20 protein-coding genes and 1 rRNA gene are annotated in these 17,746 nt (G+C 37.5%); 1 reads left to right on the forward strand and 20 read right to left on the reverse strand.

The features are described from left to right. Nucleotides 1-24 precede the first annotated feature (24 nt). The 9 genes from ispE to metG form a co-directional block, all read right to left on the reverse strand. Nucleotides 25-894, reverse strand: a complete 870-nt coding sequence (gene ispE / locus GZA11_RS11380; RefSeq protein WP_038538276.1) for a 4-(cytidine 5'-diphospho)-2-C-methyl-D-erythritol kinase — start codon at nt 892-894, stop codon at nt 25-27. 263 nt (nt 895-1,157) lie between these two features. Then, complete coding sequence (locus GZA11_RS11385; RefSeq protein ID WP_038538273.1) at nt 1,158-1,337, reverse strand: small, acid-soluble spore protein, alpha/beta type; 180 nt, start codon at nt 1,335-1,337, stop codon at nt 1,158-1,160. Nucleotides 1,338-1,462: 125 nt separating this feature from the next. Beyond that, nucleotides 1,463-1,726 (reverse strand): biofilm formation stimulator Veg, encoded by a 264-nt coding sequence (veg, locus tag GZA11_RS11390; protein ID WP_038538271.1) that lies wholly within the window; start codon nt 1,724-1,726, stop codon nt 1,463-1,465. A gap of 187 nt (nt 1,727-1,913) precedes the next feature. After that, complete coding sequence (gene yabG, locus GZA11_RS11395; protein WP_038538269.1) at nt 1,914-2,792, reverse strand: sporulation peptidase YabG; 879 nt, start codon at nt 2,790-2,792, stop codon at nt 1,914-1,916. A gap of 176 nt (nt 2,793-2,968) precedes the next feature. Then, the gene (gene rsmA / locus GZA11_RS11400; protein ID WP_163183882.1) at nt 2,969-3,847 is read right to left on the reverse strand and encodes a 16S rRNA (adenine(1518)-N(6)/adenine(1519)-N(6))-dimethyltransferase RsmA; all 879 of its coding nucleotides are present in this window, start codon (nt 3,845-3,847) and stop codon (nt 2,969-2,971) included. Then, nucleotides 3,840-4,403 carry a ribonuclease M5 gene (rnmV, locus tag GZA11_RS11405; protein ID WP_038538263.1) on the reverse strand — a complete coding sequence of 188 codons (564 nt, stop codon included), beginning with the start codon at nt 4,401-4,403 and terminating at the stop codon, nt 3,840-3,842. The genes rsmA and rnmV overlap by 8 nt, the downstream gene beginning before the upstream one ends. Nucleotides 4,404-4,605: 202 nt before the next feature. After that, nucleotides 4,606-5,787, reverse strand: a complete 1,182-nt coding sequence (locus GZA11_RS11410) for a G5 and 3D domain-containing protein (RefSeq protein WP_163183894.1) — start codon at nt 5,785-5,787, stop codon at nt 4,606-4,608. A gap of 238 nt (nt 5,788-6,025) precedes the next feature. Then, nucleotides 6,026-6,793, reverse strand: a complete 768-nt coding sequence (locus tag GZA11_RS11415; protein ID WP_038538260.1) for a TatD family hydrolase — start codon at nt 6,791-6,793, stop codon at nt 6,026-6,028. 284 nt (nt 6,794-7,077) lie between these two features. Beyond that, on the reverse strand, nt 7,078-9,042 hold the full coding sequence (gene metG, locus GZA11_RS11420; RefSeq protein WP_163183884.1) for a methionine--tRNA ligase: 1,965 nt from the start codon (nt 9,040-9,042) through the stop codon (nt 7,078-7,080). Nucleotides 9,043-9,507: 465 nt separating this feature from the next. On the opposite strand from metG, the gene GZA11_RS11425 reads away from it, so the two are divergent. Further along, nucleotides 9,508-9,792: an AbrB/MazE/SpoVT family DNA-binding domain-containing protein gene (locus GZA11_RS11425; protein WP_038538253.1), complete on the forward strand. Its 285-nt coding sequence runs from the start codon at nt 9,508-9,510 to the stop codon at nt 9,790-9,792. 260 nt (nt 9,793-10,052) lie between these two features. Here the strand turns inward: GZA11_RS11425 and rsmI are convergent, their stop codons facing one another. The 11 genes from rsmI to rrf form a co-directional block, all read right to left on the reverse strand. Next, nucleotides 10,053-10,928, reverse strand: coding sequence for a 16S rRNA (cytidine(1402)-2'-O)-methyltransferase (gene rsmI / locus GZA11_RS11430; protein WP_038538250.1), 876 nt, complete (start codon nt 10,926-10,928; stop codon nt 10,053-10,055). Beyond that, nucleotides 10,906-11,193: a GIY-YIG nuclease family protein gene (locus GZA11_RS11435; RefSeq protein ID WP_038538247.1), complete on the reverse strand. Its 288-nt coding sequence runs from the start codon at nt 11,191-11,193 to the stop codon at nt 10,906-10,908. The genes rsmI and GZA11_RS11435 overlap by 23 nt, the downstream gene beginning before the upstream one ends. Next, nucleotides 11,180-11,923 (reverse strand): tRNA1(Val) (adenine(37)-N6)-methyltransferase, encoded by a 744-nt coding sequence (locus GZA11_RS11440; protein WP_163183886.1) that lies wholly within the window; start codon nt 11,921-11,923, stop codon nt 11,180-11,182. The genes GZA11_RS11435 and GZA11_RS11440 overlap by 14 nt, the downstream gene beginning before the upstream one ends. 61 nt (nt 11,924-11,984) lie before the next feature. Then, entirely contained in the window at nt 11,985-12,359 is a 375-nt protein-coding gene (yabA, locus tag GZA11_RS11445; protein ID WP_038538241.1) for a DNA replication initiation control protein YabA, read from the reverse strand. Nucleotides 12,360-12,372: 13 nt separating this feature from the next. Continuing rightward, complete coding sequence (locus tag GZA11_RS11450) at nt 12,373-13,200, reverse strand: PSP1 domain-containing protein (RefSeq protein ID WP_038538238.1); 828 nt, start codon at nt 13,198-13,200, stop codon at nt 12,373-12,375. Further along, nucleotides 13,193-14,200, reverse strand: coding sequence for a DNA polymerase III subunit delta' (gene holB / locus GZA11_RS11455; protein ID WP_163183888.1), 1,008 nt, complete (start codon nt 14,198-14,200; stop codon nt 13,193-13,195). The genes GZA11_RS11450 and holB overlap by 8 nt, the downstream gene beginning before the upstream one ends. A gap of 17 nt (nt 14,201-14,217) precedes the next feature. Next, the gene (locus GZA11_RS11460; protein WP_038538234.1) at nt 14,218-14,547 is read right to left on the reverse strand and encodes a cyclic-di-AMP receptor; all 330 of its coding nucleotides are present in this window, start codon (nt 14,545-14,547) and stop codon (nt 14,218-14,220) included. 288 nt (nt 14,548-14,835) lie between these two features. Further along, complete coding sequence (gene tmk / locus GZA11_RS11465) at nt 14,836-15,465, reverse strand: dTMP kinase (protein ID WP_163183890.1); 630 nt, start codon at nt 15,463-15,465, stop codon at nt 14,836-14,838. 25 nt (nt 15,466-15,490) lie between these two features. Beyond that, the gene (locus tag GZA11_RS11470) at nt 15,491-16,924 is read right to left on the reverse strand and encodes an aminotransferase class I/II-fold pyridoxal phosphate-dependent enzyme (RefSeq protein ID WP_038538230.1); all 1,434 of its coding nucleotides are present in this window, start codon (nt 16,922-16,924) and stop codon (nt 15,491-15,493) included. Nucleotides 16,925-17,019: 95 nt separating this feature from the next. Further along, nucleotides 17,020-17,238 (reverse strand): sigma factor G inhibitor Gin, encoded by a 219-nt coding sequence (locus GZA11_RS11475; RefSeq protein ID WP_051968241.1) that lies wholly within the window; start codon nt 17,236-17,238, stop codon nt 17,020-17,022. Between the two features lie 354 nt (nt 17,239-17,592). Next, nucleotides 17,593-17,709 (reverse strand): 5S ribosomal RNA (gene rrf / locus GZA11_RS11480). Nucleotides 17,710-17,746: the final 37 nt, after the last annotated feature.

Genomic DNA, 17,746 nt, shown 5'->3' on the forward strand with positions numbered 1-17,746 from the left:
AAAGAATACTATTATTGTGCGCCTTTAATCAAGTAAATGCCGCTCACCTAGCATCCTTACTGCAAAAACTTGATCACAAAACCCTCTAAGACCATTATAGATTCGATGCATTCGTGAATCATGCTGGACTAACCCAAATACGGTTGGACCACTTCCACTCATCAAAACAGCATCGGCACCAAATCGTTTCATTTGTTCTTTAATTTGTGCTACTTCAGGATGAAGTTTCAATGTAACATCCTCTAACACGTTTCCTACGTAATCACAAACCTTTTGATAATTCGTTTGACGGATTGCATCAATCATTTCAGCAATATTTGGATGATGAACCTGATTTACATCCAATCTTTTATACACTTCTGAAGTTGATACACCAATAAATGGCTTGGCAAGGATAACCCAGCAAGTTGGCGGAGCAGGTAGTTCAGTGATGATCTCCCCTCTTCCTTTTGCCAATGCCGTACCTCCATAGACGCAGAAGGAGACATCCGAACCAATTTCACTTCCTAATTCCGCCAACTCATCCAAGGTCAATCCAAGGTCCCACAATTTATTCAAACCTCTTAAAGTAGCAGCGGCATCACTACTTCCTCCAGCCAAACCAGCAGCGACAGGGATGTTTTTTTCAATTGAAATCATCACGCCTTTTTTGACGTTAAAACGTTCCTTTAATAGTTGAGCGGCTTGATAGGCCAAGTTGCGCTGATCATCTGGGACATATCGATTATGAGAAAGAATTCGTATTTCATTCTGATTTAATAAGGTAAGTTCAACCCGATCGGCTAAGTCAATCGTAGTCATAATCATTTCAACTTCATGATACCCATCGGGACGTTTATATAAAACATCCAAAGCTAAATTAATTTTAGCTGGTGCTTTTACTAAAAGCTTCACGCTCGTCCACCTACTTTTAACAATATCGGTTCAAACACTAAGTGTCTGCGTATTCTGACTTCAATTTCCATATATTGTCCTATTTTACCACAAAATAATAAAAGTAAGACGTATGTATGAAGAGATCCTGTCAAATTTAATATTTTATCATTAGTTTTTTCCGGATAAAAGCTTTCACCATGGTTTATAAATAAAAAAGTCAGGCCGGGAACCCCCAGACCTGACCTTACTGTGGAAGATTGTTTGTGTTTAAACGTGAATGTTTAGGAATTTCTTTTAGCTAATTGTTGTTCAGCAAGCTCAATGGCCCGCTTTACCATATTTCCTGCATCCTTAGCCCGGATGCCTCCCCATCCTTCTTTTTGGACGACATCATAAAAACCAAGGTCTTTAGCAAGCTCTTCTTTAAATTGACTGGACATTATTCCTCTTCTTCTACCCATCTAAACAACCCCTTTCCTTCCACAGTATTCTTAGTATGGAGTCAATATCAGATAATATCCTAAATTACCATCTTTAAATAGCAACAGGCAGTAAACAAATGTTTACTGCCTGCCATGCTTATATTTTAACTTAACGCTGCATTTCCTGTTGTATCTTCGTAAAACGTAATTTGAACGGTTTCTGTTAAAACATCTGCATAGCTATAGGAAACACGTTCAAAAGCATTTTCATCCTGATCCAATTCAATAACGAAAACAGATGGATAGGTTTCAGCAAGTATACCTGATCGTTCGATGGTTTTGCGTCTTCCTCCGTTTGCCTTCAATAACAACCTTTTACCTAAATTCGAATCAAGAGACTTCTTAATATCCGCCAAGGTTTTTGTCATTCGGTCCACCTCACTATGTAAAGTATAACACACTGACAAAACTCTGTCAAACAAAAATATAAATTATATCAGTCCGACAAAAAGATTGTCAATAATTTTTCTTCTGTTTTTTATGCTAAATTGCAACATTTGTAGCGTAACCGTAATGGCAGTGAAATATGTATAATTAGGAAAAATAAGCACAAGCTTATTCTTCCTGGACTGGATTGTATGGCATTCCAATACGAAGCATCCCTCTTGTTTCAATACCGCCCATACCTTTTTCTCCTGTTAATGTATTTCTTAAAACGTCCCAAACATGAATTCTTTCCATAAAGGGGGTAAAACTGATCTTGGCTACAATATATACGGGATCAAGAGCATGAATATTTATTCTAGAAGGAGAGCTAGCAAAGTTTGCACCCGCATGAATAAGTGATTCAAAATGTGATTGGCAAGCACCAGCAAAAATGACTAATTGGTCCAAATGGGGAACTTTTTTTCGAGCTTCTTTTACAGTCTGTACGAAATGTTTAGAATGACGGTAGGCATTAATGTCTGACATTTTCCCTTTTGTTTTTGAATAGGCATCATGCCCGGTAATGACAAGGATATCCGGCCGATAATACTCCATAAGACTACTTATTTTCATTGGCATTTCTTTTTCGTGGCAATGTATACCTAACACAGGAACCCCAAATTTTTTATATAAATCCATACATTTCTTTAAATAGGCGGGATCACCATCTAAATGCAACACTTTTCCTGGCATTTGAAAATAATTGTTCGGCTTTACATACCCGCTTGTTGCCTCATATTGCTGTCTCTCTTTTAATAGTTCAACATCTTGCTCGAAAAGCTTTAACGACTGCTCCTCAAGTGTTCGAGCTTGCTCTCGGAATTTTGACCTTTGATTTTTATTGATCACGATTAAATCGTGATATGGTGCATCAGCAACAAGGCGAAAATCTTCCCCATATAAACTCACCATTTTCTGGCCGCCAATTTGTTGTATATCAATAACCCGAAACAAAAGATCACAGTTATAAGAACGTCTACCGACTAAATCCATTATTTTTATTTCCATTGCTGTCACTCCAATAAGACCAGCAAATAAGGTCTAATATATAAAGTTTCTCTCTAGGCTATGCAAAAGGAGATGTCCATGTGAAAATAATGAAGATTTAGTCGTATTTTTAAAAGGAATTCTGTCCCCCCTAGGCCACTTTGTTTCTTCCAAAAAAAATAGACCCTGAAACAGGTCTATTGGAAATATGGATATAAAGCGTCACTTAATCGGGCAAACTCCTCTAGTGTCAGGGTTTCTCCTCTTCTAGATGGTTCTATTCCACTGCTTTCTAAAGCTGCGAGAATGTCTTCTTTTTTTTGCTTTCCGTCCGGCAGCTGGCTTGTTAAATTATTTAGCAAAGTTTTTCTTCTTTGGGCAAAACTCGCTTTAGTCACCAAGAAAAAGAATCTCTCATCTTTGACCTTTACTGCCGGGGTAGCTCTTTTTGTCAGCCGAATAACTGCAGAGTCCACATTGGGCTGAGGAACAAAAACGGTCTTAGGGACGGTCATCACTGTTTCCACTTCAGTATAATACTGTACAGCAATAGAAAGGGACCCATAGTCCTTTGTCCCTGGCTTTGCTGAAATACGATCAGCTACTTCCTTTTGAAGCATACAGACAATTCCCCGGATTGGCAGATGATCCTCTAAAAGCTTCATAATGATTGGCGTTGTCACATAATATGGCAAATTAGCAACAACCATCACATCCTCTATGTGTTCAAATTCTTGAGACATTACCCTTTTTACATCTGCCTTTAATACATCTTGATGAATAATTTTCACATTAGAGTAGGGGGATAAGGTTTCCTCCAAAATGGGGAGAAGTCTCTGATCAATCTCAAAAGCAACTACTTTTTTGCTTGAACGGGCAAGATGTTCTGTCAGCGCTCCAATACCAGGCCCAATTTCAATGGCTCCAGATTCCTCCCCAAGCTCGGCAAAACTGACGATTTTCTTTAAGATATTGGTATCTATTAGGAAATTTTGTCCTAGACTTTTCTTAAACGAAAACCCGTATTTCTCTAAAATATCCCTTGTTCGTACAGGGGTAGCTATATCTCTATTCATTTTCTCCCTCCTGCTGGAGTACTTGTACAAGTGCCTCCGAAAATTCCTGTTTGCTAATTTGAAACATCATTAATCGCTTATGCAGCTGTTTTCCATTGGTATACCCTATTTTTAATAGCTCACCTAAGCGAATCCTTCTTTCCTTTGCTCCTTTACCGGCTATCAGACCGGCAGCTATTAAATCTTCCTGAGTTATTTCTTCAACAGGCTGCTCCATCATCACCTGCGCATCTCTTAATGCTTCCCTTATCGCTTCAGGGCTTGCATGCTCTACTCCAATTCCTTTATCACCCTTTGCCATTGCTGCAGCCTTTGTTAGGAAGGCATGTTTGCAGCCGGGGACATTTTCAGCGATTGTTTTTCTGATTTTTTCTCCGGGGTAATCAGGATCTGTAAAAATAATCACTCCCCTGGTTTCCTGTGCCCGTCGAATTTTCTCTATTGTCGATTGATTTACTGCCGATCCGTTTGTTTCAATAGTATCAGCATCAACCGCCCTTTTTATCGCAGTCGTATCATCCTTTCCTTCTACAACAATAATTTCTTGAATTTTCATTTTGCCTCCAAAAAAAATAAATAAAAATGAAAAAAAACTGAAACATTTTTGTAATGTCCATCGTCTAAATATACAAACAGGTTCATAAAGTTAAAGTATAAGAAACTTAACTTCATGCGTGAAATAGGTTTCGTTGTTTAGTATAAATAAAGATAAGGAAAAAGTAAAAAATGCAGAGGAAGAATCCTCTGCACCAAGAAAGTTACTGTAAAATCTTTATCTTTACTTTCTTTCGTCCCCAACGATATGCATCTGCTTTAGAAGACATGAATACATCGATTTTATTTCCTTTAATCGCTCCGCCTGTATCTGCAGCAATCGCATAGCCGTAGTCTTCTACATAAACCTTTGACCCTAGTGGAATAACATTCGGATCTACAGCGATAATTTTAGCGTTTGGATTTGCGCGAAGATCAAAACCAGTTGCTGTACGCCCAGAACAGCCATTGCAATAAGCTGTATAAGCAGTTGCCGTAACATAGTACTCAACACCTGTTTCAACTGCACCACGTGAAACCTGAATAGACAAATCTTTTGTTCCGACAGCCACAACCTTATCTTGTTTGGCAGTCAGTATTTGCTCGCTAATTAATTTTCTTGATACTTCTTTGCCATTTTCCAAAATAATTTCGTATTTTTTGGAAACGAGCCCTTTTCTTCCTTCAGTGATTACTTTTTCTTGTCCTTTTTCTAACGTTTCATCCTTCTTAGTGATCACGGCAAATTCAATTGGTTCTTCCACTACATCGGTGACTTTTTCTACACGAATGATGTTCACCACACCATTCTTTGGGATGGTTTCTGTTAAAGACGGTTCAACTCGGTCAAATTCGTTTAGTTCAATATCCTGCTGCGTTAAAAAGTCAGCGACCGTAGTCGAAGTGGACCATACTTCTTTCTCAATTCCACCGTCAACTAAGTTTAATCGAAAGGCTGTTTTAATACCAATATGCATCTTATTTTTGATTGCTGCTTGCGGTCCAGGTGAAATTTTATCGTGTTTGTTCAAAGGAATATTCCATTCTTTTAAAGCTTCTGCCACAGTCCCTGCTGTTGTCCAAATCGTTTTCTTCTCGTTATCCTTGACAAGGGTAACCTGTTTCGCTTGTTTCCAAACCACTTTCAGGTCATCAGTTACCTTCGTGTCGGCCTTAGGATACAAGTAGTCATGTGAGCGAATGTAAACATCCAGTTCATCCAACAATTCTGCAATTGTATCTGCATGGGTATGGATGACCTGCTTATCACCATTTAAAGTTATTGCTACTGTTTTCTTCGATCCTTCGTAAAAGAGAACTCCGAGTGCTGTTAGCAAAACAACAAAACTAGCAAAAGCAATGGTCAATTGTTTCCCGCTCAAAGACTGGAAAAACAGGCTTTTCACGGTTTTGAATACGATGAAAAACGCCTCCTTTTCTCCGGAGAGATTAATGATAACCACATTGCCGACTGTCAACCCTTGCATATCCTGAGAACATATTCCTAATTATGCACAATATTGGAAATGTTGCAAAGGAAAACTTATCGACACGGTTATCCTATGTAGAAAAGGAGGCATGTAGAACTTTTTGTTATTAGAAAAAATATAGACAAGCAATCTAGATATTCGACAAATTGCCTTATCAATTTATGGCGAATATTTTTTTCGCATTTCGTGTTGTTGCTTCTGCAACTTCCTCATACGATATTCCCTTTATTTCGGCAATTTGTTCAGCAATGAGCTTCACATAACTTGGTTCATTGCGCTTTCCACGGTATGGATGTGGAGCAAGATAAGGACAATCTGTTTCGATTAACAATTTATCCAATGGGATCGCTGCTGCAACTTCCTTTGGCTTCTTTGCATTTTTGAAGGTAACAGGTCCTCCTAGGGAAATATAGAAGTTCATATTCACGCATTCCTTAGCTGTCTCCGGACTGCCGCTAAAGCAATGCATCACCCCACCTATTTCTTCTGCCCCTTCTTCTTTTAATATTTCTACAATATCCGCTGTAGCCTCTCGGTTATGTATAACAATTGGAAGCTTGACTTTTTTAGCCAGTCTGATTTGTTTGCGAAAAACTTCTTTTTGAACTTCCTTCGGAGATTTGTCCCAATGATAATCTAAACCCATTTCTCCTAAGGCAACTACTTTCGGATGTGAGGACAACTCTTCAATCCATCTTAAATCCTCATCGGTCATATCTATGGCATCCACCGGGTGCCAACCAACACAGGCATAAATAAACTCATACCGCTCTACCAAGTCCATTGCTTTTTCAATTGTTGGTCGGTCAAATCCAACAACAACCATATTGGTAACCCCTGCTTCCTGCGCCCTTTCAATGACTTCTTCAAGATCTTCATTATATTGTTCCGCATTTAAATGTACATGGGTATCAAATAACAATGTCTTCCCCTCTTTCCAACTTAGTAATCAGAAAAGCGCAAGCACCCTGTTTAGCGGCGTAGGGCCTCCTCCAAAAACTATCACTTTCGGTCTGTTTACATTGCCGAAGACTTCCTTGTGGTGACCTCCAACTAAGAGAAAGGAAAACGATGAGGCATCTCGTTCGCTAGTGCTTGCTCTAAACAATAATAAATGTCGAAATATTTACTTTCTTATTCTATAAAAAAAGGGGAAAACCACGAAAATTGTTACACGTGGAACATCCCCTTTTTTCCTATTTCTATTTATTTTACCTTTGCTCCGTTTGGTAATGTTTGATCCACAGTGGCCAGTGAAAGCTTTCCATCTTTTGAGCCAGCAAGAATCATTCCTTGGGAAAGTTCACCGCGCAGTTTAACAGGTTTTAAATTTGTAATACAAATTACTTTACGACCAACCAATTCTTGCGGTTTGTAATACTGGGCAATCCCAGAAACGACCTGACGTTTTTCATAGCCAAGATCCAGCTGCAGTTTTAATAATTTATCAGCTTTTTTTACTGGCTCTGCCTCAATTACCTCTGCGACTCTCATATCAATTTTCATGAAGTCATCAATAGAGATTTCATCAATTTCTTCAGGTTTTTCCTCTTTCTTTTCAACTGAATCTTGCTTTTGAGGCTGTGCCGCTTCACCCTGCATTTTTGTTTTTATAAATTCGACTTCCTCGGCAATATCTAGTCTAGGGAACAGTGGTGCATCCTTTTCAACTTTTGTACCACTAGGAATTAACCCAAAGTTCTCAAGGCTTTCCCATTTCATTAATTCCGCATCTTTAATTCCTAACTGTTTAAAAATTCCATCTGGAGTCCGAGTTAAGAAAGGCTTTAAAAGGATAGCCACTCTACGTAAAGATTCAGCTAAATGAACCATTACACTAGCTAGTTCCTTACGGCGTGATTCGTCCTTCGCCAAAGTCCATGGCTGTGTTTCATCAATATATTTATTTGTCCGGCTGACTAATTGCCAAATAGAAGACAATGCAACAGAAAATTCCATCTTCTCCATTGCTTCCTCGTACTTAGTGATTGTATCACGGTTCACTTGGAGCAAAGCTTCGTCATATTCTCCTACGGAACCGATATAATCCGGAATGATGCCCTCAAAATATTTATCAATCATAGCTACTGTACGATTTAACAGATTTCCAAGATCGTTCGCCAAATCAAAGTTAATTCTTTCAACGAAACCTTCAGGTGTGAAAACACCATCTGCCCCAAACGGTACTTCTCTTAATAAATAATAGCGAAGGGAGTCGAGTCCATAGCGATCAATAAGGGTCACAGGGTCTACCACATTCCCTTTCGATTTCGACATTTTCCCATCCTTCATCAGCAGCCATCCATGAGCAAAAACTTTCTTCGGCAACGGCAAATCTAAGGCCATTAACATAATTGGCCAATAAATTGTATGGAAACGAACGATTTCCTTCCCAACAAGGTGGACATCCGCAGGCCAGTATTTTAAATAATTGGAATCATCTTCTGATCCATAGCCAAGAGCTGTAATATAGTTAGAAAGAGCGTCTATCCAAACATAGATAACATGTTTCGGATCTCCTGGTACCTTAATCCCCCAATCAAAGGTAGTTCTTGAAACCGCTAAATCCTCTAAACCAGGTTTAATAAAATTATTAATCATTTCATTTTTTCGGGACTCAGGTTGAATAAATTCTGGATTTTCTTCATAGTACTGTAAAAGACGGTCGACATACTTACTCATTTTAAAGAAGTAGGATTCTTCTTTTACCTTGCCTACCGGGCGTCCACAGTCAGGACAATTTCCCTCTACGAGCTGGCGATCGGTGTAAAAGGATTCACACGGAGTACAATACCAGCCTTCATACTCATCAAGATAAATATCCCCTTGTTCGAGTAGTCGTGCAAAAATCTTTTCGACAATTTTTTTATGTCTTTCTTCCGTTGTACGGATAAAATCATCATAAGAGATATCAAGCTTTTTCCAAAGATCCTTTATTCCGGCCACAATCTCATCTACATAAGCCTGAGGAGTAACTCCTTTTTCAACTGCTTTCTGCTGGATTTTTTGACCGTGTTCATCGGTACCAGTCAAATATCTAACATCATATCCCCTCATCCGCTTATAACGGGCCATCGCATCACCGGCCACTGTAGTATACGCATGTCCAATATGTAAATTTCCACTAGGATAATATATCGGTGTGGTAATGTAAAATGTTTTTTCCGCCATGTAAATCCTCCTCAAAATTAACAATCCCCATCTAATTATTATGACCTATTTTTTCCCTTCTATATCATCAAAATATACCTAAAAACAAATAGGAGTGCAAGAAACCGCTTTTTCATAAATTCTATTTCTTCATTTTTCCTCCCCCCATAAGATTGCCCTTCCCAGCGAATTATGTTCAAGATAAGGAGTATTTTATGTAGAATAATGTAGAATATGTCGAAAAGTCAGAGTAGGATTGTTAGTGTTAATTCCCCTTTTTGTAATATGAAAATTCCTTTTGAAGATAAACAAATATTGGATTAATCAATGTTATTATGAATAGTAAATTTTTCCATTATATTTTTTAAAATAAAATAATTGACGGATTTGGGAATGGCTGGTATTATAAACGTAAAAGAATTTTGTCGAATAATGACGAATTATAAATAAAAAAATAATAGTTTATTAGTGAGAGGAGATTAACAAATGAAATCTACTGGTATTGTTCGTAAAGTTGATGAATTAGGCCGTGTAGTTATCCCTATTGAATTAAGACGTACTCTTGGCATTGCTGAAAAAGATGCTCTTGAAATTTATGTAGATGATGATCGTATTATCTTAAAAAAATATAAGCCAAATATGACTTGTCAAATTACCGGTGAGGTTTCAGATGACAACTTATCTCTTGCAGGTGGAAAATTAATTCTTAGCCGCGAGGGAGCAGAACTGTTACTTAAAGAAATTCAAAGCAATTTTGAAACTGTAAAATAATTAAGGATTCCCTTTATACTTTTAAAAGCTATCGCTATCAGTAGTACGAGGCTTTGCTGTCGAATTCTTCCTTGCCACTAGCCTATTCTCTAAGTCCAAATAATCTTTCTTATCTAAAAAAACGGGACTGTCCGGAAAGTGGTATTTCAGTCGAAATCTTTATAAAAGCAAAACCCAAGAATGCTGTTAAATCAACATTCTTGGGTTTTTAATTTGGGTTCATTTTTCTCTTAAATGGACTTTTTAGACAGCCCCCTTTTTTAATGATCAATATGATAAATTTGATAAACCTCACGTTTATTCATTGATCGATCTTTTGCTGTTTGTTTCACAGCATCTTTTGCATTCATATTTTTTACAGAGATATAATGGTTTACATGCTCTACCACAGAAAGATTACTCCACCAATTATTCTCTTCCTCTGAAATATCAGCCGAACCTTCAACAATCAAACAAAATTCCCCTCGTATTTCGTTCTCGTTAGCCCATTCCACCGCTTCCTGCAGGTTGCCACGTATAAACTCCTCAAACTTTTTCGTTAATTCCCGACAAAGTACAATTCGTCTATTACCGAAAATCTCAAACATTAATTTCAGCGTTTCCTTTAAACGATGTGGGGACTCATAAAAGATTAATGTTGATGTCTGCTTTTTAAGCGTTTCTAGAACCTCTCGCTTTTCTTTTTTTTCGCGCGAAAGAAAACCATAAAAATAAAACGGCTGACAGGCAATGCCAGAGGCAACTAAAGATGTAAGAGCAGCATTTGCCCCTGGTATCGGAACAACAGTCAACTCATGATGAATTGCTTCAAAAACTAATTCGTATCCTGGGTCTGAAATCGCCGGCATTCCTGCATCACTGACTAAAGCAATTTTTTGGCCTTCTTTTAGTTTTTCAATCAATTTATCTCCACTCGATCCTTTATTATGCTCATGATAACTGACAACAGGAGTATTAATCTCAAAATAATTTAACAGCTTTTTCGTATTTCTTGTATCCTCTGCTGCTATCAAGTCTACCTCTTTTAATATTCTGATAGCACGGAAACTCATATCCTCTAAATTGCCGATGGGTGTAGGTACAAGATAAAGAATTCCTTTTTGCTCCTCATTTTCAAAACTTTTTTGCTGCAACATTATCCTCACCAGCCTCTTTTGATAAGTACTCTAATTTTTTCCTACGGGACAGTCTTTTAAAATAATACTCCTCCCTCATTGCGTCTGTTTTATTATCAAAGCTTTTAAAAAAGGTTAGCTTTACTGGACCTCTTCCCCTTGTATATTTTGCTCCTTTCCCCTCATTGTGTTGCCTCATTCGACGTTCAAGATTATTTGTATACCCTCCATACAAACTTCCATCATTACAAGTTAAAACATAAAAATAATGCTCATGATTCCCCATATAAAATCGCTCTTATTTCCTTTGTATATTCGTTATTATCATGATAGACAACAAGCGGCGGAAGGATTTTTAAATCCGGACTACCATCCTTTATTGCCTCTATTAAAAGTGTATTGGCCTCTTTGCCCTGTTTCGGATAGATAAATTGAATCCGTTTAGGTTCCAATCGGTACTGACGCATTAAGGTGACTATATCCATTAATCGGCCAGGACGGTGAACCAACGCCACTTTGCCCCCCTGCTTGACAAGATCACTAGATACTTTAATAACATCTTCTAGTGTACAAAGAATTTCATGACGAGCTATAGCCAGATGCTCATTTGGATTTATTTCACCTTCTGGAAGTGTCTTAAAATATGGAGGGTTACAAGTAACGACCTCAAATCTACCATAGCCCAATTGCTTGGGCATTTCTTTGATGTCACCATGAACCATCTGGATTCGATTTTCCAAGCCATTATATTGAATACTTCTCACGGCCATATCATAAAGTCGCTCTTGAATCTCTACACCAATAATTTTCCCTTTTGTTCTCGTGCTTAAAAATAATGGAATGACCCCATTTCCACTACAAAGATCAATGATGTTTCCTTTTTGAATGGGAACATAAGCAAATTTAGCTAATAGTACCGCATCCAGTGAAAAAGAAAAGACAGAAGGGCTTTGAATAATCCTCAAATCTTCCGCCAACAAGTAATCTAAACGTTCGTCTCCTTTAAGATTAATCACATGCATCCATTCCTTTTATAAGTATGAAAATAGAGGCTGATCCATTTCAGCCTCTTGTAAGTTATTTTTTATTAAGAAATGATAAACAAAATAAACAGTCGCCTTCCTTGCGCAAACTCCCAAAATGAAGATTGCAAATATGAAAACCTTCCTGATAAAGCCGGGCAAGATTATCATATCCTTCACCTACATCAAATACTTTCCCATTAGAATTCAGCTTTGATGTAGCATCACCATTTTTATTCTCTTCTACTTTCTTTGTTTCTTCCGTGGTTACATTAAGACGGCGCCTTAAATGTTCATTTTCAAGTTTTAAACAATGATTCTCTTCTAGTATTTCAGCCAGGTGCTCTTTTATTTCCCCCAGCTTTTGATATAGATGGCCAATTTGTGTCTCCATTTTACTTACTGATTCAAAAATCTCTTTTTTATCCACGTCTTCCACCTCATTAATCTGTGGATGGTATCGAATAGGCACCTTCTTTAATAATCTCATCCAAAGTATACTCGAGAACACGTTCTTGTTCTGTTAATTCTACCTGAAGAACACGTTCTAAAATATTTAACCCAACTACTTTTCCTATACCTTGTGGTGTTTCAATGATCTCTCCTAAATCCGGCAGCTGCTCTTTTGCAGACTCATATTCATCATTTTCATATTTCAAGCAGCACATAAGCCTACCACACAGGCCTGAGATTTTTGTAGGATTTAACGATAAGTTTTGATCCTTAGCCATTTTAATGGAAACCGGATCAAAGTCTCCCAAAAAGGTAGAACAGCAAAGCATTCTACCGCAAGGACCAATACCGCCAAGCATCTTGGCTTCATCTCGAACACCAATTTGACGCAATTCTATCCTTGTCCGAAATATGCCTGCCAAATCTTTCACAAGCTCGCGGAAATCGACTCTGCCATCGGCTGTAAAATAAAAGATCACTTTATTCCGATCAAATGTATACTCAACATCCACTAGCTTCATATCTAGTTGATGTTCATGGACTTTTTCATTACATATTTCGTAGGCCTCTTTCGCTGCCTGCTTATTTTCCTCAACAATTATCCGATCCTTTTGGTCCGCAATTCTTACAACCTTTTTTAATGGGAGGACAACATCATGCTCCTCAACTTGTTTACGAGCTATGACCACTTTGCCATACTCCACACCACGTACGGTTTCAACAATGACAAAGTCATCCTTTTGAATTGGGAGGTCTCCAGGATCAAAATAATAGATTTTTCCCGCTTTTTTAAAGCGTACTCCTACAACATCAAACAATCGAAGATCCCTCCTGCAAATTTAACACAAGCTGTTCCATCATAAGCTGAGGATTCATGTTTGCTTGCAGCTTTCTCTTGGCTTCAAGAATGGCTGACATTTGATTCTGTATGCGCCGGCTAGATGCTCGTAAAGCATATTTCTTTAACCGTTCTATTTCTCCTTTAAAAACAATATTCCCCTCTTTATTTATTTGTATATATAGTAAATCCTTAACAATAAGAAGTAATAGATCTAAACCAAGATAAATCTGTTCTTTCTCTTTGAAGTGCCCGAACCAGTCATTTTGAAGCGTGACCATCGCTTCCAATGGGTTCTTATCTAACACCTCATATAATTTTACCACTATTTTTTGAGCTTGTGCAAACCATTCATCGACATTTAAAGCAAGTGCTTCTTCCAAGTTGTTTGTCAAGGAAGCCAAGAGGGGAGCCTTTGTTGGCACTACACCATTTTCAATCAACCTATTTACTAAAACTTGTGGTGGAAGTGGTTGGAATGTTAAAACTTGGCATCGGGATAGAATAGTAGGTAATATTTGCTGAGGCTGTTCTGTTATTAAAAAGGCAGTTGTTTGGGCATTTGGTTCTTCAAGAAACTTAAGTAAGCTATTTGAAGCACTAACACTCATTCTATCCGCATGAATAAGGAGGTAGACCTTTTTCAAAGATTCTACCCCTTTTTTTGCAAATTCTGCTTGTAGTTCCCTTATTTGGTCAACCTTTATAGACAAACCATCTGGTTCCACAATATGAACATCAGGATGGTTACCATTAAGAATTCTGCGGCAATTATGACATGATTCACAAGGTTTATAGCCATCTATTTTTTCTTCACAAAAAAGTGCCCTAGTAAACAATAATGCAACTTCTTTTTTTCCTACCCCTTTTAATCCTTCAAGAAGGTAGGCATGGGCCACTCGATTTTTTAAAAGGCTATTTTTTAACATCCGAAGAATGGTTGGCTGTAGCTTTTCCAGCTGATCCCACGTATTTACCAAATTTATCACTCTCTAACTTAAAAATGTAAGTACTGCTCTATTGGAAGAACAAATACAGTCGCGCCTCCAACTTCTACCTCTACAGGATAAGGAACATAGGAATCGGCATTGCCTCCCATCGGTGATACAGGTGAAACAAGCTGTTCTCGTGCTCTACAATTATCTTTAATGATTTGCAAAGCACGATCTACACGAATATCTTCCGTTCCAATGATAAAAGTTGTATTTCCTGATTTTAAAAAGCCTCCCGTACTGGCTAGCTTCGTCGCTCGAAAATTATTATCCACCAATGCTTTCAACAGCCGATTGCTATCTTGGTCTTGTACCACAGCAATAATTAATTTCATTCAAACCACCCTTTCCTTTTCCTATCCGACTTTTGCTTTTTTATATTATAGCAAAGTCAAGCTATGTGTTCATTCGCAATAAAAGGAAGATGATAGGAAATGTAAAGAAAGGACAGTCGATGGAAAGTAACTAAGTGCTAAATTTTTTGGAGTTATTAAAATGGGGAAGACTAAAGTTATAGAAATAGGAGAATCTCTTTATTTTTCTCAAGCAATAAGCCTTTTCCAAGGTTAAATGACTTAATATCATATTCATAAAATTACCCAATTAATAAAAAAAGCCTTACATTATAGGCTTTTTTCTGCTAGTTTAGTTTCAATGATTTGTAAAGTCTTTTTATAGACTTCCTCCAATGTTCCCGAGGCATCGATCTTCACAATTCTTTCAGGAAATCTTTCCAATAGAATATGATATCCTTCTCTTACTTTTTGATGGAAATTAAGGTTTTCTAAATCTAATCGGTTTATCTCTCTTCCCTTATTCTTACTAATTCTTAATAGACCCGCTTCCGGCTCTATATCAAAATAAATTGTTAAATCTGGCATCATCTGTTCAATTGCAAATTGATTGATTGTCCAAACTTCATCAATCCCTAAGCCCCGGGCAAAACCTTGATAAGCCAATGAACTATCGACAAATCGGTCACAAAGTACCATTTTCCCTGCCTCTAAGACAGGTTTTACACGTTCCATTAAATGCTGTCTTCTTGCAGCGGCGTAGAGCAATGCCTCTGTTCTTGGGTCCATCGCTGTATTCTCTTTTGCTAAAATAACTTTTCGAATTTGTTCTGCAATATCTATGCCGCCCGGTTCCCTAGTAATAACCGCATGATTAAACTTTTCACTTATCATGCTGAGGATGGTTGTTTTACCTGCCCCGTCAGGCCCCTCAAATGTAATAAATATTCCATTTGTCATTTATAAAAACCTCCAAATGATCCTCTTACAATGTACGAAACACCTTAACCAAACCCATTTTTAGTAATGATCTCCCCTGAAAACGAGCACCCATTTCGATCATCCTTTTTAACTGGTCTAGTTTATCAGCTGTTATTTGTTCCCCTTTTAAAAGTAGTGGAATTCCTGGTGGGTAAGGGATAATAGTTTCAGCGCAAACACGCCCCAATGCTTTTTCCAGGCTTATATCTTCTGCTTCTAACCGATCCATTTCTTTATATTCAATAGCCAGTTGAGAAATTTTAATTCTGTTATTAAATGTATATTGCCTTGGTTCCTGGTATGGTAAATTTTCTAAAGCTTTCCTTATGTTTATTGCAGTCTCTTGTAAAGGATAGGTTTGTCCTTTTTTAAGCAACGGCAAGACCAAAAGTACATTATTCGGATCAGCTAATTCTGTATAAATAGAATATTGTTCTAACTTCTGTTGCAGTTCAAATCCATTTAAACTGCAACGTGTTTGAATTGTTATTTTTAACCAATCACCTATTGCATTTGGGAAGTCTAATACCTTTATGGTCGGTATTTTAGCTAATTCCTTTTTAAATTTATTTATTTCTGATAGCAAATAATCAACATCTTTTTGCTGATATTCTGCAAGATAATTCCTCGCTAAATCCAGTGATGCCATGATTGGATAAGAAGGACTGCTCGATTGGAAAATCGTAAGAGATTCCTTTAGCTTCTCAACATCTACCAGCCGGCTATTTATATGCATAAATGATCCCATTGTCATCGCTGGAAGAGTTTTGTGTGCAGATTGCACAACAACATCCGCTCCTAATGTAACAGCCGATTTTGGAAACGGGCTGCCAATAATAAAATGGGACCCATGTGCTTCATCAACAAGTACAGGAATGTTATGTATATGTGCTTCTCGAATAATGCCTTGTAAATCATAAACCATGCCATAATAATTTGGATAGGTTAAAACAATAGCTTTCACATCAGGAAATAACCGGATCGCCCGTTCAACAGTAGATTTACTCACCCCTGCTGAAATCTTCCAATTCTCATCATACTCCGGATCCAAAAAGATTGGCTGAGCCTTCACCAATCTTAATGCATTAATAATTGATTTATGACAATTCCTTTGAACAAGAACAGTATCCCCTTCTGAACACACAGCCATCATCATTGCCAGGTTCCCTACAGTGGAGCCATTTATGAGAAAAAAGCTTTTTTGTACCTGATATAGCTCAGCTAAGAGAGTTTCTGCTTCTAATATTGGCCCTTCCGGTGAATGTAAATCATCTAAACCATTTAACTCTGTGGCGTCAATTTTTAAAATATCATGAAAAAAACTCTCCTCATGAGAAAGAAGGCCATATTTATGCCCGGGTACATGAAAAGAGATTGGCTTTTTATTATTATGGTTACACAACGCAGTATATAATGGGATTTCAGATTGTTTGACCATCTTCATGCTTCCTTTTTTAGAGTCCTTATTTATTTTAACATAGATTTATATTTCTCTTCTCAATACAAAAAAATAAAGCCCATTATTGGACTTTGTTATGAAAAAATTTCAGGTGTGGTTACTTTTTTTAACTTATTTAGAAAATAACTATACTTTGGATCACTGGTATCAGTTTGTATTAAATCATGTTCACAGTCTGTACAAATAAAAGAAGTGTATAGATGTATGCCTTTTGGTTTTAAATTCTCACAAATAATGCATGTTTCTTCAAACTGCCTATGAGCTAAATTTGAATTCAACTCTTCCACCTCCATACACCCATTCTGCCCGCTAAAATCAATTTGTATACAATTTTTCGAATTTTCATCTTGTTAGTCTTAATTTATATCATATGTTGGGTTTTGGAATTGGGTGTATGTCTGTATGTGATTTCTTTCTGTACAGTGTACTTTTTATAAAAAATACACTTTGTTAATCATAATTGTTGACTTGCAATCCAAGAAAATCGGATCGTAGACTTTCCAGTAAAGCCTCTTCGGCAACTTTAATATTTGTAGACATTTCTTGCCCTTGTGCTCCGCTAAACGCTGAAATACTTCCTCAAAGCAACATCTGTTTATCTCAGCAAATAAAATAAAAAAGCAACCTATGAATAGATTGCTTTTTTTGCCCGGCAGCGTCCTACTCTCACAGGGGCTTTCGCCCCAACTACCATCGGCGCTGAGAAGCTTAACTTCCGTGTTCGGTATGGGAACGGGTGTGACCTTCTCGCCATTGCCACCGGACCTATTCAATTGAGGTTCATTCCCTCAAAACTAGATA

This window comes from Neobacillus sedimentimangrovi (genome assembly GCF_010614825.1).
GTDB classification, from domain to species: domain Bacteria; phylum Bacillota; class Bacilli; order Bacillales; family Cytobacillaceae; genus Neobacillus; species Neobacillus thermocopriae.

Excerpts from the sequence above, each read along its gene's own strand:
- GZA11_RS11385 (WP_038538273.1), bottom strand. The coding sequence starts at position 1,337 with ATGGGTAGAAGAAGAGGAATAATGTCCAGTCAATTTAAAGAAGAGCTT.
- veg (WP_038538271.1), bottom strand. The coding sequence starts at position 1,726 with ATGACAAAAACCTTGGCGGATATTAAGAAGTCTCTTGATTCGAATTTA.
- yabG (WP_038538269.1), bottom strand. The coding sequence starts at position 2,792 with ATGGAAATAAAAATAATGGATTTAGTCGGTAGACGTTCTTATAACTGT.
- rsmA (WP_163183882.1), bottom strand. The coding sequence starts at position 3,847 with ATGAATAGAGATATAGCTACCCCTGTACGAACAAGGGATATTTTAGAG.
- rnmV (WP_038538263.1), bottom strand. The coding sequence starts at position 4,403 with ATGAAAATTCAAGAAATTATTGTTGTAGAAGGAAAGGATGATACGACT.
- metG (WP_163183884.1), bottom strand. The coding sequence starts at position 9,042 with ATGGCGGAAAAAACATTTTACATTACCACACCGATATATTATCCTAGT.
- GZA11_RS11425 (WP_038538253.1), top strand. The coding sequence starts at position 9,508 with ATGAAATCTACTGGTATTGTTCGTAAAGTTGATGAATTAGGCCGTGTA.
- rsmI (WP_038538250.1), bottom strand. The coding sequence starts at position 10,928 with ATGTTGCAGCAAAAAAGTTTTGAAAATGAGGAGCAAAAAGGAATTCTT.
- GZA11_RS11435 (WP_038538247.1), bottom strand. The coding sequence starts at position 11,193 with ATGGGGAATCATGAGCATTATTTTTATGTTTTAACTTGTAATGATGGA.
- GZA11_RS11460 (WP_038538234.1), bottom strand. The coding sequence starts at position 14,547 with ATGAAATTAATTATTGCTGTGGTACAAGACCAAGATAGCAATCGGCTG.
- tmk (WP_163183890.1), bottom strand. The coding sequence starts at position 15,465 with ATGACAAATGGAATATTTATTACATTTGAGGGGCCTGACGGGGCAGGT.
- GZA11_RS11470 (WP_038538230.1), bottom strand. The coding sequence starts at position 16,924 with ATGGTCAAACAATCTGAAATCCCATTATATACTGCGTTGTGTAACCAT.
- GZA11_RS11475 (WP_051968241.1), bottom strand. The coding sequence starts at position 17,238 with ATGGAGGTGGAAGAGTTGAATTCAAATTTAGCTCATAGGCAGTTTGAA.